This window comes from Flavobacterium collinsii (assembly GCF_902804485.1).
Lineage (GTDB): Bacteria > Bacteroidota > Bacteroidia > Flavobacteriales > Flavobacteriaceae > Flavobacterium > Flavobacterium collinsii.
The window spans coordinates 14,510-31,819 of the sequence record NZ_CADCST010000050.1 but is presented as its reverse complement, the minus strand read 5'-3'; the positions used below and the strand labels follow the sequence as shown (position 1 = coordinate 31,819).

9 protein-coding genes are annotated in these 17,310 nt (G+C 37.4%); 8 read left to right on the top strand and 1 reads right to left on the bottom strand.

Annotation, left to right across the window (positions count from 1 at the left end):
* The first annotated feature begins 211 nt into the window (after window positions 1–211).
* From FLA105534_RS01725 to FLA105534_RS01690, 8 genes are all read left to right on the top strand, one after another.
* Window positions 212–3,322 carry a SusC/RagA family TonB-linked outer membrane protein gene (locus FLA105534_RS01725; RefSeq protein ID WP_173964326.1) on the top strand — a complete coding sequence of 1,037 codons (3,111 nt, stop codon included), beginning with the start codon at window positions 212–214 and terminating at the stop codon, window positions 3,320–3,322.
* A gap of 14 nt (window positions 3,323–3,336) precedes the next feature.
* Entirely contained in the window at window positions 3,337–4,845 is a 1,509-nt protein-coding gene (locus tag FLA105534_RS01720; RefSeq protein WP_173964325.1) for a RagB/SusD family nutrient uptake outer membrane protein, read from the top strand.
* A 314-nt stretch (window positions 4,846–5,159) separates the two neighbouring features.
* Complete coding sequence (locus tag FLA105534_RS01715; protein ID WP_173964324.1) at window positions 5,160–6,614, top strand: glycoside hydrolase family 30 protein; 1,455 nt, start codon at window positions 5,160–5,162, stop codon at window positions 6,612–6,614.
* A gap of 89 nt (window positions 6,615–6,703) precedes the next feature.
* Window positions 6,704–8,146 (top strand): glycoside hydrolase family 30 protein, encoded by a 1,443-nt coding sequence (locus tag FLA105534_RS01710; RefSeq protein ID WP_173964323.1) that lies wholly within the window; start codon window positions 6,704–6,706, stop codon window positions 8,144–8,146.
* A gap of 28 nt (window positions 8,147–8,174) precedes the next feature.
* Window positions 8,175–9,917, top strand: a complete 1,743-nt coding sequence (locus FLA105534_RS01705) for a cellulase family glycosylhydrolase (RefSeq protein WP_173964322.1) — start codon at window positions 8,175–8,177, stop codon at window positions 9,915–9,917.
* A gap of 205 nt (window positions 9,918–10,122) precedes the next feature.
* Entirely contained in the window at window positions 10,123–10,962 is an 840-nt protein-coding gene (locus FLA105534_RS01700; RefSeq protein ID WP_173964321.1) for an endonuclease/exonuclease/phosphatase family protein, read from the top strand.
* A 1-nt stretch (window position 10,963) separates the two neighbouring features.
* Window positions 10,964–12,388, top strand: a complete 1,425-nt coding sequence (locus FLA105534_RS01695; RefSeq protein WP_173964320.1) for a glycoside hydrolase family 30 protein — start codon at window positions 10,964–10,966, stop codon at window positions 12,386–12,388.
* 13 nt (window positions 12,389–12,401) lie between these two features.
* Window positions 12,402–14,627 carry a glycoside hydrolase family 3 N-terminal domain-containing protein gene (locus tag FLA105534_RS01690; protein WP_173964319.1) on the top strand — a complete coding sequence of 742 codons (2,226 nt, stop codon included), beginning with the start codon at window positions 12,402–12,404 and terminating at the stop codon, window positions 14,625–14,627.
* A 442-nt stretch (window positions 14,628–15,069) separates the two neighbouring features.
* On the opposite strand, the gene FLA105534_RS01685 is transcribed toward FLA105534_RS01690, so the two are convergent.
* Complete coding sequence (locus tag FLA105534_RS01685; protein ID WP_173964318.1) at window positions 15,070–17,091, bottom strand: DUF3857 domain-containing protein; 2,022 nt, start codon at window positions 17,089–17,091, stop codon at window positions 15,070–15,072.
* Window positions 17,092–17,310 lie beyond the last annotated feature (219 nt).

Here is a 17,310-nt window from a genome sequence, read left to right as displayed (position 1 = left end):
GTTTGTTTTTAAAATTAACATTTTGATAACATCTTAAAATTAAACATTAATTAGTTGTAAATTAGTTGTTTATAAAAAAAATGATGTGTTTTTGTATGGCATATAAATTTAGTTTGATGTGTTTTTGTAGTGAATGTTAATTGCCGATAGTAGAAATTTAGGATTATTATTGCATCAAATTACTAATTAATTAACCAAAATTTTTAGAAAAATGAAATTAACAAAATTACTTACTTTTTGTATTTCGTCTCTATTGTTTTCAGTTATCGCAATGGCACAGGATATTACGGTAAGCGGAACCATAAATGATGAAAGTGGAATGCCAGTTCCGGGTGCGTCTATTTTATTAAAAGGCACAACCAAAGCAACAGCATCTGATTTTGATGGAAAATTCCAAATACAAGTTCCTTCAAATGGGACGTTAACAATCACTTTTATTGGATATGCTCCAGTTAATGAAGCTGTAAATGGAAGAACAAAAATTTCAATTAAGTTAATACCGGAATCACAGTCGTTAAATGAGGTTGTGGTAGTAGGATATGGTACTCAAAAGAAATCAGTGGTCACAGGAGCAATCTCCAGCGTAAAATCTGCCGATTTGGAAAAAGTGCCGAATGGTAGAGTGGAACAATCTTTACAAGGTAGAGTCGCCGGTGTATCAGTAGCTGCTACATCAGGACAACCAGGCTCTGCTTCAAAAGTTCGTGTTAGAGGTGTAACTACTTTTAGAGAAGGTGGTAATGATCCTTTATGGGTGGTTGATGGTATTGCTGTAGATGCAAACGCAATTGGTTTTATCAATCAGAGTGATATCGAGTCTATCGAAGTCCTTAAAGATGCTGCTTCTGCCGCAATCTATGGTACTCGTGCTGCAACCGGGGTTATTCTGGTAACCACTAAAAAAGGAAAATCAGGAAAAATTTCTGTGAATTATAATGGTTTTGCAGGGACTTCAGCTCCGGCTAAAAGATTGGATTTGTTAAATGCAGAGCAATATGGAAGAATAATGAATGATAAGTCTGTAGCAGACGGTGGTGCTATCAAGTATCCTAATCCGGCATCTTTAGGAAAAGGTACAGACTGGCAGGATGCGATCTTTAATAATTCTGCTTTTAGATATACACATGAATTAAGCATTAGCGGAGGTAGTGAAAAATCTACTTTTTATGTTTCTTTCGGGATACAGGATCAGGAAGGAATTGTTGCAACAGACATTTCGAACTATACAAAGAAAAACTTCCGTTTAAACTCTACCCATAAAATTTCAGACTATTTTACGTTTGGACAAACTTTTGGTTACACACACCAAAAAACCAAAGGTATCGGAAACACAAACAGTGAGTTTGGTGGACCTTTAAGTTCGGCAATTAACTTAGATCCGCTTACTCCGTTAACCGTGACAGATCCGGCAGTTGCAGGTACTGGTTTTTATACCAATCCAAATGCAGTTAGAGATGCAAACGGAAATCTTTATGGAATTTCGTCCTTGGTACAACAAGAGATGACCAATCCTTTGGCTTATACTCAGACAAGACTGGGCGGTTTTGACTGGTCAGATGATTTTGTTGGAAACGCTTATTTAGAGGCAAATATTACAAGTCATTTAAAATTTAGAACTACACTTGGGGGTAAGATCGCTTATTGGGGGAAACAAGGTTTTACTCCGATCTTCTTCTTAAATCCAAACATGAAAGAGGACCGAAACAATTACAGTCAGGACAATAACAAATCATTCTCTTGGACGCTGGAAAATACATTGGCTTACTCTAATAAATTTGGTAATCATAGTGTAAATGTTTTGGCAGGGCAAGGTGCTTATGTAGAAAACATTGGAGGTACGATTGGGGTAACTATGTTTGGTTTGCCAATTACAAGCTATAAAGATGCGTCTTTCAATTTTGATATTCCTCAAACGGATCGTGTAAACAGAGCAACTGATCTTGTAGAACACAAATTGGCATCCTTGTTTTTGCGTGCCAATTATGATTATTTAGAAAAATATCTTTTTACAGGGATCATTCGTCGTGATGGATCAACTCGTTTTGGTGAGAATAAAAAATGGGGAGTTTTCCCTTCCTTCTCTTTAGGATGGGTGATTTCGAAAGAAGGTTTCTGGAAAGAGAATAATGCAGTGAATAGTTTAAAATTGCGAGGCGGATATGGAGTTGTTGGTAATGATAATATAGAGGATTTTAAATACAGAGGTTTGGTTGTTGGAGGATACAATTATTCTGTTGGAAATACAGGTTCAATCACAACCGGTTATGGAAACTCTACTTTACCTAACGCAGATTTAGGATGGGAAGAAACCTCACAGACTACGGTAGGTCTTGATGCAAAGATTTTTAGTGATTTTTCCCTAACTCTGGATTACTTCAAAAAGAGCACGAAAGGAATTTTAAGAAATGTTGTTATTCCGGGATATGTTGGAGTTGTTGATGCTCCTTCGGCTAATATTGCAGATATGGATAACAGTGGTTTTGAAGTTGAATTGGGCTACAGAAAAAAACTTGGGGATTTCAATTTGGGGGTTAATGCCAATTTTGCCTATTTAAAAAATGAGATCACTTACGTTGGATCGTCTACCAATTACATTGTTGGAGACGCTACTTTCCAGTCTATGGGACCGGTAACAAGAACGCAGGTTGGTCATTCCTTCAACGAGTTTTATGGTTTTAAAACAGCAGGTATTTTTCAGAATGATGCCGAAGTTGCTGCCTACAAAAATGCTGCAGGAGGTCTAATTCAGCCAAATGCCAAACCGGGAGATTTCCGTTGGACAGATACCAATGGTGACGGAGCTATTACAGATGACGACAAACAATTCTTAGGAACTAATATCCCAAAATATAGTTTTGGATTTACTGTAAATCTGGATTATAAAAACTTTGATTTCATGGCATTTGCTCAGGGAGCTGCGGGAAGTAAAATTTTCCAGGGATTACGAAGACTGGATATCCTGAATGCAAACTATCAGACAAGCGCGTTAGGACACTGGTCAGGAGAAGGAACTTCAAACGATTATCCTAGATTAACAAATAATGATCCAAATAAAAACTTCAGTAATATGTCTGATTTTTATCTTGAAAACGGCAATTACCTGCGTTTAAAAATCGTTCAGCTTGGATACACTCTTCCGACTAACTTATCTTCTAAGATCGGTTCAGACAAAGTTCGTTTTTACTTAACTGGAGAAAACTTGCTCACTTTTACGAAATACAGTGGATTTGATCCGGAAATTGGAGGACAGGTTTATGGTGTAGATAAAGGAGTTTATCCACAAGCCAGATCTATTTTGTTAGGCGCTAACGTTCAATTCTAAAAATTAAAAGCATCATGAAAACTATAAAATTTAAATACCTATACATTGCTGCTGCAATGGCTGTTCTTGGATCTTGTTCTGAAGATTTTGTAACGATTGATCCGCAGGGAAAATTTGATACCAGTACTTATTTCTCTAACGAACAACAATGTTACGCCGCATTAATGGGAGTTTACGATCCAATAAGAAAAAATACAGGCGGTTTCGAAAACCTTGTTGCAATGCTAAATGCCGGATCGGACGATTTTTATGCCGGAGGCGGAAGCGCGACAGACGGAAACGGAATCCAGAATTTCTCTACGCACTCTCTTACTTCTATCAGTATTCCAGGAAGTTACTGGAACGATCATTACCAGGGAGTTTCCAGAGCAAATATTTTATTAGATAAACTTCCGGGTGCTACTATGAGCGAAACAGTAAGAGCCAGATTTGCTGCAGAAGCTAAAACCTTACGTGCACTTTACTATTTCAATTTAGTGAGATTGTTTAAAAACATTCCGTTGGTTTTGGTGCCTTTAAATACGCAGACGATTTACGATCCGGAGCAGGTTGCACCAAGTGTAATTTATGCGCAAATCGAAAAAGATTTATTAGAAGCAATTGCTGCTTTGCCTAATACCGTTGTTGCCGAGACTGAAGCCGGAAGACTGAACAAAGGGGCAGCACAGGCGATATTAGGAAAAGTATATTTGTTTGAAGGTAAAAATCCTCAAGCAGCGGCTGTTTTAGCACAAGTGAATGGTACACCGGGTCAGGTAAATCAATACGGAAATAAATTACTGCCTGAATTTAGTGACCTGTGGGTGACTACAAATAAATTTAATGCAGAGTCATTATTAGAAGTATCTCATACCAGCGCAGGGAATTCTGACTGGACATTTTGGGGAACAGGTAGAGATGAAGGAAATACACTAAACATTATGGTTGGACCAAGAGGATATTCAAGACCAACAGGTTCTACTGCGCCTGATCTTCCTTCAGGATGGGCTTTTAATGTGGCTACTCAAAAGCTGTATGACGTAATGAAAGATGATCCAAGATTTGGAGCTACTATATTAGATTTAAAAGCTTTAAAAGCAGCAGGTAAGGCAAACTACATTCCGGCTTATCAGGATACTGGTTACTTCCTTAACAAATACCTTCCAAGACAGTCAGATGTTCGTACCGGTGGAGGTAATGCGGAGTTGAACTACAAACAAAATTCGTATATCATCCGACTTGCTGACACCTATTTAATGGAAGCCGAGGCTTTAGGATCAGGAGCCAGAGCGCAGGCATTACTTGACGAAGTTAGAAAAAGAGCGCATTTGCCTTCAGTTCCTGTAACCTTAGCAGCAATTAAAAACGAGAGAAGAATGGAGTTAGCCGGTGAGGGGCATCGATTTTTTGATTTGGTACGTTGGGGAGATGCAGCCTCTGCACTGGCCGACAGAGGGTTTAATGCCGGTACAGACGAAATTTTCCCGATACCTTATACAGAACTTAATGGTACAAAGTTGAAACAAAATCCGAATTACCAATAGAGGGTTAACAAGTTCAAAAACACAAATAAAATCCAGCTATAAAGTATTCCTAATGTTGTCTTTAATATTAGGAATACTGGATAGTTGCGATACTAAAGCAACAGCAATTTCTTCGCTGATTGCAACACTACGATAACAAGCGTTGAAGGACGCTGAAAAGGAAGTTTTGAGTTAAGTTTAAGTTTGGTTGGCAATAGCCCATAATCAGTATGAGTATGGGCTATTTTTTAAATCTCTTGAGCGGTCTCGAACCATTTTTATTGAAAAGAGCTCAGTAAAAAATCAATTTTAGAATTAAAAATAATACTGTAAGAATGAGAAAAAATAGTTTTAAAATACTATGTTTTTTATTTTCGTTGTCGGCTTTCGCACAGCAGTCTAAAACAAAAAAAGAATTTACAACCAACGGAAAAAAGATAACGGTTTACACCACTGCTGAAAACTCAAATTTGAGATTGGCTTCTACGGCTAATCTAAGTTTTTCATCGGCAAAACAGCCGCTTGAAATAGAGGCTTCTATTTTTGTAGAACCGTCTAAAAAATTTCAGACTTTCATGGGAATCGGAGGAGCCATTACCGATGCAAGTGCCGAAGTTTTTGCTAAACTTTCAAAAGAAAAACAAACTGAATTCTTAAATGCCTACTACGATAAAGAAAAAGGGATAGGCTATTCATTGCTAAGAACCACAATCCAAAGTTCTGATTTTAGCAGTGGAAGCTATTCTTATATCAAAGAAGAAGATAAAGATTTAAAAACGTTTTCGATTGATCACGACAAGCAATATCGTATTCCGTTGATCAAACAGGCCATAAAAACGGCGGGTGGAAAATTAACTACTTATGCAGCACCATGGTCGCCAAATGCTTTTATGAAAAGCAATAAAGACGTTTTAAAAGGCGGAACCTTACTGCCGGAATACTATCAGACGTGGGCCAACTTTTATGTCAAATTTATAAAAGCCTATGAAAAAGAAGGAATCCCAATTTGGGGAACTTCTACTCAAAATGAGCCTATGGCGGTTCAAAAATGGGAATCGTGTATTTATACTGCTGAGGAAGAAAGAGACTTTATTAAAAATTTCCTTGGACCAACTTTAAAAAAGGAGCAATTGAGTAAGGTAAAAATTATTGCATGGGACCACAATCGCGATTTAATGAATTACAGAGCAAATGTGATTTATACAGATCCCGAAGCATCAAAATATGTGTGGGGAATGGGGTTTCACTGGTACGAAAACTGGTCTGGAGGAGCCTCAATGTTTGACAACGTAGCCAAAGTAAATGAAGCCTATCCTAACAAAGGTTTGTTGTTTACAGAAGGCTGTGTAGAAAAATTTGATGCCAAGAAATACCAATTTTGGGGCAATGGAGAACGATATGGAATCTCTATTATTAATGATTTTAACAATGGAACGGCAGGATGGACCGACTGGAACATTCTTTTAGATCAAAATGGAGGACCTAATCATGTGGGTAATTTTTGCTTTTCACCCATTCACGCCGATACTACAACCGGAGAATTAATCTACACTCCATCTTATTATTACATCGGACATTTTTCAAAATTTATTCACTTAAATGCCGTGAGAGTAAGTTCTGCTGTAAGCAGAAGCGCTTTGTTAAGTACGTCATTTTTAAATGCAGATGGTACAATGGCAACTGTTGTAATGAATCAGACAGACAAAGATGTGACCTACAATTTAATCATAGCTGCTGAACAGGCTGTAGTAAAAATTCCGGCACATGCGATACAAACACTTGTTTATTAGTGTTCTTTTCCAATTGAGGGGCTAATCTGATCTTCAGGATTAATCCTCAATTGATTTCAAACTTAAATCAAATCTCTTTTAAAGTAACAATGAGAAACCTAAATAAAATTTTAATTGCGCTTATATTAGTTTTAGAATTAAGTTGTTCATCATCCAATGATGCCGTTGTTCCTCCGGTCGTACCGCCAGTTGTAGTAGTGAATGATATCGATTTTTGGCTCACAAAAGGAGATCAGAGTGTTTTATTGGCAAAGCAATCCGGAAACTTAGGATTTAACACGATCGTTAATAGTTATCCAAACATTGAAGTAAATGCAGCTCAAAAATACCAGACCATTGATGGTTTTGGCTATACTCTGACGGGTGGAAGTGCGAGCGTCATCAATCAATTAAATGCAACAAAAAAAGCAGCGCTTTTACAGGAACTGTTTGGTACCTCAGAAACAGCAATTGGAGTGAGTTACATTAGAATTAGTATTGGAGCATCAGATTTAAATTCGGAACCCTTTACCTATAATGATATCCCTATTGGAGCTACTGATTTAGATCTGACAAAGTTCAGTTTAGACAAAGACCGAAACGGAGTCCTTGCGCTTTTGAAACAGATTCTGGCAATCAATCCCAAGATTTTAATTTTGGCAACGCCCTGGTCTGCGCCTCTTTGGATGAAAGATAAAAACAGCTTTGTTGGAGGGAAGTTACAAACCAAATATTACGAAGTTTATGCGAAGTATTTTGTAAAATACATTCAGCAAATGAAAGCGGAAGGAATTGCTATTGACGCCATAACTCCTCAGAATGAACCCTTGCATGGTGGTAATAATCCAAGTATGGAAATGTCGGCTTTAGAACAAATGGATTTCATTAAAAATCATTTAGGACCTGCCTTTAAAACAGCCAATATTACGACCAAAATTATTGCATACGATCACAATTGTGACAATCCCAATTATCCCAAAGCGATTTTAGCGGATGCCGTGGCATATCCTTTTGTAGATGGTTCGGCTTTTCACTTGTATGCCGGTGACATTACGGCTCTTTCAGAAGTTTATAACGCTTATCCCACCAAGAATATTTATTTCACAGAACAGTTTACCGCTTCAACAGGGGATTTTGGAGGAGATTTAAAATGGCATCTTAAAAATGTAATCATCGGTTCGATGCGCAACTGGAGCAAAAATGCATTGGAATGGAATTTAGTCAACAATGCGGCTTTTGAACCTCATACGGCAGGCGGCTGTACTACTTGTAAAGGCGCGCTAACCATTAATTCGGGTGAAAGTTTTCAGCGTAATGTAGCTTATTACATTATTGCGCATGCGTCTAAATTTGTTCCGGCAGGTTCGGTCAGAATTGGCAGCAATATAAACGGGAGCCTGCAAAATGTAGCCTTCCTCACGCCCTCAGGCTCAAAGGTTCTCCTTGTGGAAAATGACGGAGCGGGAAGTGTAAACTTCAATATTAAGTTTGACGGTAAGTGGATTACGACCTCCTTAGACGGAGGAGCTGTCGGGACTTATATATGGAAATAATTGATTAAAGAAAATAAATAGTTTTCAGATGAAAAAAATAATTATAGCATTACAACTTTTGCTTTCGGCTACTATTTTTGGACAGGGTTTTTTGCACAGAGACGGGCAGAAAATTGTGGACGGAAACGGAAAAAATATCGTATTAAGAGGATTAGGTTTAGGCGGCTGGATGGTGCAGGAAGGGTATATGTTACAAACGCAACCTTTCGCAAGCCCTCAATATGTTATCAAACAAAAAATTCAGGATGTCATTGGAGAACAGGGAACAAAAGAGTTTTATGCAGCCTATAAAGCAAACGGAATTACAAAACGCGATATAGATTCTTTAGCAGCCTGGGGTTTCAATTCCATTCGTTTGCCGATGCACTATAATTTGTACACACCATCCATTCAGGAAGAAAAAAATGGAGAAATTACCTGGATCGAAGAGGGATTTACTATGACCGACAATTTATTAAAATGGTGTGCCGAAAATAAAATATACCTTATTCTCGACCTGCACGCTGCTCCCGGAGGACAGGGGAATGATGCGGCAATTTCAGATTATGATACTACCAAACCTTCCTTATGGGAGAGTGAAGCCAATCAGAAAAAAATGATTGCGTTATGGAAAAAACTGGCGTCGCGTTACAGAGACAACCCGTGGATTGGGGCTTACGACATTATCAATGAACCCAATTGGAATTTTACCGGAACAAACAAAAACGGCTGTGACGAAAACTCCAACGGCCCTTTAAGAGAGCTGATGGTTCGGGTTACAAAAGCCATTCGGGAAGTCGATACCAACCATTTAATTTTTATTGAAGGAAATTGTTGGGGGAATAATTACAACGGAATTTTTCCTTTATGGGATGAGAATATGGCTTTGAGTTTTCATAAATACTGGAACTACAATACCAAAGCGTCGATTCAGAAAATGCTCGATTACCGAACGCAATACAATGTGCCGATCTGGCTTGGAGAAAGCGGCGAAAACTCGAATGTCTGGTTCAAGGATGTATTGACATTGGTAGAAAGCAACAATATCGGGTGGGCGTTCTGGCCCATGAAAAAGATCGAAAACATAGCAGGAGTTACTTCTGTAACCAAGATTCCGGAATACGATGTTTTATTAAAATATTGGAAAGAGGGCGGTCAAAAACCAGCTGCTGATTTTGCGAAAAAAACGCTAATGAAAATGGCCGATAATTATAAAATGGAGAATGTAACTGTTAAACCGGACGTGATTGATGCCATGTTTAGACAGGTACAAACCAACGATACAAAACCCTATAAAAAACATTTGATTCCGGGGAAAATTGCAGCAACGCAATACGATTTAGGAAGCAATGGATATGCATATTCTGATACAGATTTTATAAACTACAGAGTCGAAACCGGAAAATTTGACGAGTGGAACAAAGGAAATTCGATGCGAAATGATGGTGTAGATATTCTGCCCTGCAAAGATGCCGGATCAAACGGGTATCAGGTTTCCTTTATCGAAGACGGAGAGTGGTTACAGTTTACTGCCCAGGTGGCAAAACAAAAAACATACAAAGTAGCGATTCGTTATTCGGGCGAAAATGCAGAGGGAAAACTATATCTCGAAACACAAAATGGAAAGAGATCTGAAGTCCTTACGCTGCCAGCCACGGGAGGAAATGATAAATGGAAAACAGTTGTTTTATCGGGAATAGCATTAAATACCGGAACACAAAAAATTAAAGTTGTTTTCGAAAAAGGAGACTTCAACCTGAATTATTTAGATTTTTCAGAACAGAAAAAATAGATGCGTAAAATGTAAAATGTAAAATGTTGGATGTTAGATGTGAAATGCGACTGTAAACCGTGACTGTAAACTGCGACTGAAAATCGTGACTGCAAACTTTCTATGTGTTTAAATACATCCAACGGGTTAAATTAACATTATTTTGAAGTTTATATTTTTCTTCGAGACCAATGAAATGCTAGCTTTACGAATCAAATTTTTTAAGATGAAAAAGACAAACACAATTGCTCTCGTACTGCTTCTGCTTTTAGTTAGTGGCTCATTTTATGGCCAGAATGTAAAATTGATGACCTATAATATTCGTTTGGATGTTGCTTCTGACGGACAAAACGCCTGGCCGAACCGGAAAGATTATTTTAATTCTCAAATCAGATTTTACAGTCCGGATATTTTTGGAATTCAGGAAGCACTGCCCAATCAGGTGGTCGATATTGCTTCCGCTTTTAAAGATTACAACCAATTTGGAATAGGAAGGGAAGAGAAAGGAACGGGAGAAGCCTGCACGATTTACTATAAAAAAGATCGTTTTCAGGTACAGCACAGCAACACTTTCTGGTTGTCGGAAACACCAACTGTGGTTTCAAGAGGCTGGGATGCTGCCTGTAACAGAGTTTGTACCTATGGATTGTTTAAAGATTTAAAAACAAAAAAAGAGTTTTGGGTTTTCAACCTGCATCTTGATCATATGGGTGAAGTGGCCCGTGTAAAAGGAGTAGAGCTGGTTCTCTCCAAAATAAAAGAAATAAATACTAAAAATTATCCTGTGTTTTTAATGGGAGATTTTAATTCAGAACCCAACACAAAACAAATTAAAGAGATCAAAAAAGTGATGGAGGATACACAAGAGGTTTCGAAAGAAAAACCTTTTGGTCCTTCCGGCACTTTTAATGATTTCAAACACAATGAACCAGTTACCTTATTACTGGATTATATTTTTATCTCCAAAAACAGCGGATTAAAAATTCAAAAACACGCAGTCTTAAGTGATTCCAAGGATTTAAGATATCCGTCAGATCATTTGCCTGTCTTAATAGAAATAGATTAAAATGAAAAACATCAACAAAAAACTTCAGATTTTACTCTTACTGCCGCTCATCGCAGTTCAGATAAAATGTGGAACTTCAAAAAACTCAGTTGTCCAATCCGGAAAAGCCGAAGCCTGGATCACCACTACTAATGAATCTTCAAAACTTCAAAAGCAAAGTGATTTGGTTTTTAATAATGAAACCAATTCGAATCCGACGATTTTGGTAGACGCTTCTCAAAAATTTCAGACTATTGAAGGTTTTGGTTTTTCCTTGACAGGAGGAAGTGCCCAAACCATATTAAAACTCGATAAAACCAAAAAAGAGGCATTGCTTCAGGAATTGTTTTCTAGAAAAAATGATGCTATTGGTTTGAGTTATCTGCGAATTAGTATTGGCGCTTCTGATTTGAATGAAAAAGTTTTTTCGTATGATGATAGGCCCGAAGGGCAAACTGATTTAAAATTAGAGCACTTTGATCTGGGACCCGATTTAAAGGATGTAGTGCCGCTTTTAAAAGAGATTTTAGCCATAAATCCACAGTTGAAAATTATGGGTTCGCCATGGTCACCGCCCGTTTGGATGAAAGACAACGGAAGTTCGAAAGGTGGAAGTTTACAGCCCAAGTACTATCAGGTTTATGCTGATTATTTTGTAAAATACATACAGGCAATGAAATCGCACGGAATTGTAATTGATGCCATAACGCCACAAAACGAGCCCTTGCATCCGGGTAACAACCCAAGTATGCATATGACGGCATTGCAGCAGGCCGAGTTCATCAAAACAAATTTGGGCCCTGCTTTTGCAAAAGCTAAAATTAAAACCAAAATTGTAGTTTACGACCACAATTGCAACAAACCCGAATATCCTTTAACGATTTTGAATGATCCAAAAGCATTGCCTTTTGTAGCAGGTTCGGCCTTTCATTTGTATGAAGGAGATATTAGTGCTTTAACCACCGTTCATAATGCCTATCCCAAAAAAGAGTTGTATTTTACAGAACAATATACCGGTTCGGGCAGTAGTTTTGAATCTGATTTAAAATGGAGTGTGAAAAATGTTGTCATTGGTTCTATGCGTAACTGGAGTGTGAATGCACTTTCGTGGGGATTGGCTAATAATGAAAATTATGAACCCTTTACACCGGGTGGATGTTCGACATGTAAAGGAGCTTTGATGATTGATAAAAATCAGAACATTAAAAGAGAAGTAGGTTACTATATTATTGGTCACGCCTCAAAATTTGTTCCCGAAGGTTCTGTGAGAATAGCAAGTAACATTAGTGGGAATCTGTATAATGTAGCCTTTAAAACACCAGCCGGAAATATCGTTTTAATTGTCGAAAACGATGGTGCAAACAAAGAGAACTTCAATATAAAAGAGAATCAAAAACAAGTTTCAACATCATTGGACGCAGGTTCGGTAGCAACTTACGTATGGTAAATCTAAATTAAGTATGAAAAAAATAACCACATTCACTTTACTAATGGTGTCGTTTTTTGCGGCAGCTCAACAAGAAAAAGTAGATCAAAAAGTAAATGCGCTATTAAAAAAAATGACCCTTGAGGAAAAAATTGGTCAGCTAAATCAGTATACAGGCGACAACGCAGCAACGGGTCCCATTACCATAAACGAAAACAAACAGGCCGAAATAAAGGCTGGACTTATAGGTTCGATGTTAAACGTTGTGGGAACAAGATATACCAGACAATATCAGGAATTGGCGATGCAATCTCGTTTGAAAATCCCATTGTTATTTGGTCAGGACGTCATTCACGGTTACAAAACCACCTTTCCAATTCCTTTAGCCGAAGCGGCCAGCTGGGATTTAGCAGCAATTGAACTGGCGGCCAGAGTTGCAGCTACAGAGGCGTCAGCAAGTGGTATTCACTGGACCTTTGCACCAATGGTCGACATTGCCCGTGACCCGCGTTGGGGACGCGTAATGGAAGGCGCCGGAGAAGATACCTATCTGGGATCTAAAATAGCCTATGCCAGAGTAAAAGGTTTTCAGGGAAATAAACTTGGAGATCTGAACTCGGTTATGGCTTGTGTAAAACACTTTGCAGCTTACGGTGCAGCGGTGGGCGGAAGAGATTACAACTCGGTAGACATGAGCGAACGAATGCTTCTGGAAACTTATTTGCCTCCTTTCAAAGCCGCTCTTGATGCCGGGGCAGCCACTTTTATGAACTCCTTTAATGACTTAAACGGAATTCCGGCTACAGCAAATGTACATTTACAGCGTGACATCTTAAAAGCGAAATGGAACTTTCAGGGATTCGTAGTTTCAGACTGGGGATCGATAGGCGAAATGGTAGCACACGGCTATTCCAAAGATCTGAAAGCTGCCGCACTTGCCGCGATTACTGCCGGAAGTGATATGGATATGGAAAGCAATGCCTACCGATATCATTTAGCCGAATTGGTTAAAGAAGGCAAAGTAGCTGTTGATTTGATTGATGATGCTGTGAAACGCATTCTTCGCAAAAAATTTGAATTGGGTTTATTTGAGGATCCATACCGCTATTCTGATCAAAAAAGAGCCGATAAAGCTTTAAGTAATCCTGAAAACAGAAAAGCAGCGCTGGAGGTAGCACAAAAAAGTATAGTGTTATTAAAGAACGATAACGAAACATTACCCATTTCAAAAAATGTAAAAACAATTGCATTCATAGGTCCAATGGTCAAGGAGTATAAAGCCAATATGGGATTTTGGTCAGTAGAATTGCCGGAGGTTGATTATGATAAATGGGTCATTTCGCAATGGGACGGATTGCAGAATAAAGTGGGTAAAAACACAAAATTATTGTATGCCAAAGGTTGTGAAGTAGATGGAGATAATAAAGACGGTTTTGCAGAAGCAGTTGCAGCGGCTAAACAGGCCGATGTTGTTATTTTGAGCATTGGAGAACGACGCGATATGAGTGGTGAAGCAAAAAGCCGCAGTGATCTTCGTTTGCCGGTTGTTCAGGAAGATCTAGTAAAAGCAATTCAGGCGACAGGAAAACCGGTGGTCGTTTTGATAAATGCGGGACGTCCTCTTGTTTTTAACTGGACGGCTGATAACGTTCCGGCCATTGTTTATACTTGGTGGTTAGGGACCGAAGCCGGAACCGCAATCGCGAATGTATTATTTGGAGATTACAATCCCTCCGGAAAATTGCCTATGACTTTTCCGAGAGAAGTAGGGCAGGTCCCAATTTACTACAATCATTTCAGTACAGGAAGACCTCCTAAAGATGAAGACGCAAAAAACTATGTGTCAGCCTATATTGATCTGAAAAACTCTCCCAAATTTCCTTTTGGATATGGGCTGAGTTATACAAAATTCAATTATGCTGATTTGAAATTGTCTTCGACTAAAATGAAAAACAAGGAAACCATAAAAATTTCTTTTCAATTATCCAATGTTGGAAAAGTAGCCGGAGAAGAAGTCGTACAATTGTACTTAAAAGATAAATTTGGATCTGTAGTTCGTCCGGTTTTAGAATTGAGAGATTTTCAAAAAGTAAAACTAAATGCCGGAGAATCTAAAACAATTGAATTTACAATTGACAAAGAGAAACTGTCTTTCTATAATAACAAATTAGAATGGACAGCAGAACCGGGTGATTTTGAAGTCATGATTGGGGCTTCATCAGCAGATATCAAATTAAAAGCAGATTTTGAATTGCTTTAGATTTTTAAACACGTAGAAATATAGATTACTGCTATAAAAAGTAACACGAATTGCACGAATTGTCACTAATTTGTTTGTGGAATTAATTTCACAAACAAGGTTAACGGATTAAAATTGGTGCAATTTGTGTTTAGATTATAGGCTACAGTTCCTCCTTTTTTTGATGTCATTTATTTTAACACATAGTAACATAGGTGCTGCATCTATAAAAAAGGCGTTTCACTTCAAATAAAGCACATATCCTGCTATTTGAAAGAAATTAATTTCTTTTTGTATCCTCTTTTGGCAATACAAATCTATGTTTCTATGTGTTAAAAATTTGAACGTTTCAATCATTAGAACTTGTATTCAAACACCAACAAGGTTAAACTATTAATATTAGTGCAAATTGGTGTAATTCGTGTTTAAACTGTAGCCTACAATTAACTTCCTTCTTGTATGATTATTTTACTAATTTTTTGAAATTGAATTTCAGCTTGTTCAACAAACCATCTTCTATAATATCAACCCCAATTCCATAATTACTGTCCGCAACCTTGTTATGGGCCTCCCTGAAAGCTTCAAAGTCTTTTTCTGGAATTTCTAAGTTAATTAGGGGCTTCGAATCGATATAAACTGTCCCTCCGTTTTTGTGGATTTTTTTACGGCTTACATAATCAAAATACGGATTGCTGATAGTACTTTCCTGCACCGTAAATTTCTCACTAATATCAATTTTTTGATCCGTTACTAATGTGATTTCATATCTCTCATTGTCAAAATTGTGCCAGAAAGAGATGTCTTTGTGTATAAAATCTCTTACTCTGTTTTTAACAATATTAGCATCAAAATACATTAAGAAACGGTTGTTTTTATCGTCGGAATAATAGGGATTTTCAATAGTAGTCTGATACTCCACTTTAAATTCGTTAAGTTTTTTATCATCGCTTACAATTTCAATTACGGCATCTTTAAAAATCTTTCTCAGATCCGTTCCGTTTCTGTCGTTGGTATAATTTAAGGTATAAAAGAAGAAATTATTCCAGCTGTCTATGATTTCTCTTTTATTGGTGTTTTTAAAATATTTACGCATGCTGTTGGCACGATTTCCTTTGTACACTGTCGTTAATTTTAGCTTGCCTACATTTTGCTGTGCCACCAGTTCTGATTTTTCGTCTACGGCATAATAAGAAAAACGATGAGGTGGTTTTAGCTGTAATTCCAGATTTGGTTTTACTTCCAGATAATGCAGGAAGAAAATAAAACCACGGTTTTCGATTAGCCCAAATTCATCGCGTAGTGTCGCATCAACAAAGTAACTTTCCTCTTTGTAATTGATTTTAACAATTACGTGATTAAAAGTCAGTAACGACGGTAAATAGTATTTAATATAGAAATCCGTACCAAAATTGACCAGAATAATCGAAGAATCAACCCCAATATAATCTAAAATAACTTTTAATAAAACCGATTTTGCCTTGCAGTCTCCCTGTTTATTGGCAAACGTCACGGCAGGTTCCTGTGGCTTGTGGCCGTTCATCTCATCGGCATTGTAAATATAATTGATATGGTTTTGAACATATTCTATGGCAAATTGGAGTTGCTCGTCTTTAGAACCAATTTTGTCCAGTTTTTCAACCAGATCGGGAGCAAATTCAATCAGGGAAGACTTGTCGAAAATAGCGTCATAAATAGGAGAAATGTAGTTGGACAATTCTTTCCAGTCGGCCGCTGTGGCAAAATCGACATAAGAAGAAACCTCCCTGTTGGAATCTACAAAATTGATATAATTTTCTTCTTCCCGAACATATTGCTCTCCTTTTTTTAAATAACCTATTTGCGGCTCCAGAACATTTCCATCTTCATCTCTAAAGAATGTTTTTTTGTAGGCAACTGTCTTCTCACGATCATTTTTAAAAGTGAATTTGTATTTTCCGTAAGCCCAGTAACTGTCCGGTCCTACCCAAACATATCTGGAGAATTCTTTACGCAGGAAATCACGTTCTGTAAAAATTTTAATTCTGGAATCTTCCATAATCAAAATATCATACAAACGAAGGTCTTTTATGGTAATATTGATTTTTTTATTACTGCTTAGAACACCGCCGCCGCTTTGGTTTTCGCTATCCAGTATTTTAACTTTAGTATCGGGGATTTTGTCTACTAAAACACCATCTCTCAATACACTGATGCGGTGGATTACGTAAGTTTCGTTTTCTTCCAGTACTACATCTACAACAGAAGCTCTCTCTAAATTAGAAGGCTCATTTAGTGTATAAGCCAGGCAGGCATATTCACTGTTTTCGTTATCACTGGTGTAATAAATTTTATCTAAAAAATAACAATAATCACGTCCCTCGTCTGCTTGTTTTTGAGAGAACTCAGATTCTTTTATACAATCAATAAGTTGATTGTCGGTAATAACACTGGCCCAGTGCTCCGGATTTTGAATTTTGTAAATTTCTGACTGAATGGCTTGTTCCATAATTAGGCTTTTAGTTGAAGTAAGTAAAATCTTCCGTTTCTAGCAAAAATATAGATTTTTGTCAATATCCAATGAGGTCGAATGTATTATTAAGATAAGTTCAGTTTTCTTACAATAAATAATTTATTATTTGATTTTGAAGAAATTTCATCTTTAATAATTTAATGAACATCTGAAAGAATTGAGAAAATTACGGCAGGTAACAGCAGATCAATTTTA

Bases quoted from the DNA above. Each gene is read 5' to 3' on its own strand.
- FLA105534_RS01695 (WP_173964320.1), top strand. From the start codon at position 10,964: ATGAAAAACATCAACAAAAAACTTCAGATTTTACTCTTACTGCCGCTC.
- FLA105534_RS01710 (WP_173964323.1), top strand. From the start codon at position 6,704: ATGAGAAACCTAAATAAAATTTTAATTGCGCTTATATTAGTTTTAGAA.
- FLA105534_RS01715 (WP_173964324.1), top strand. From the start codon at position 5,160: ATGAGAAAAAATAGTTTTAAAATACTATGTTTTTTATTTTCGTTGTCG.
- FLA105534_RS01705 (WP_173964322.1), top strand. From the start codon at position 8,175: ATGAAAAAAATAATTATAGCATTACAACTTTTGCTTTCGGCTACTATT.
- FLA105534_RS01690 (WP_173964319.1), top strand. From the start codon at position 12,402: ATGAAAAAAATAACCACATTCACTTTACTAATGGTGTCGTTTTTTGCG.
- FLA105534_RS01720 (WP_173964325.1), top strand. From the start codon at position 3,337: ATGAAAACTATAAAATTTAAATACCTATACATTGCTGCTGCAATGGCT.
- FLA105534_RS01725 (WP_173964326.1), top strand. From the start codon at position 212: ATGAAATTAACAAAATTACTTACTTTTTGTATTTCGTCTCTATTGTTT.
- FLA105534_RS01700 (WP_173964321.1), top strand. From the start codon at position 10,123: ATGAAAAAGACAAACACAATTGCTCTCGTACTGCTTCTGCTTTTAGTT.
- FLA105534_RS01685 (WP_173964318.1), bottom strand. From the start codon at position 17,091: ATGGAACAAGCCATTCAGTCAGAAATTTACAAAATTCAAAATCCGGAG.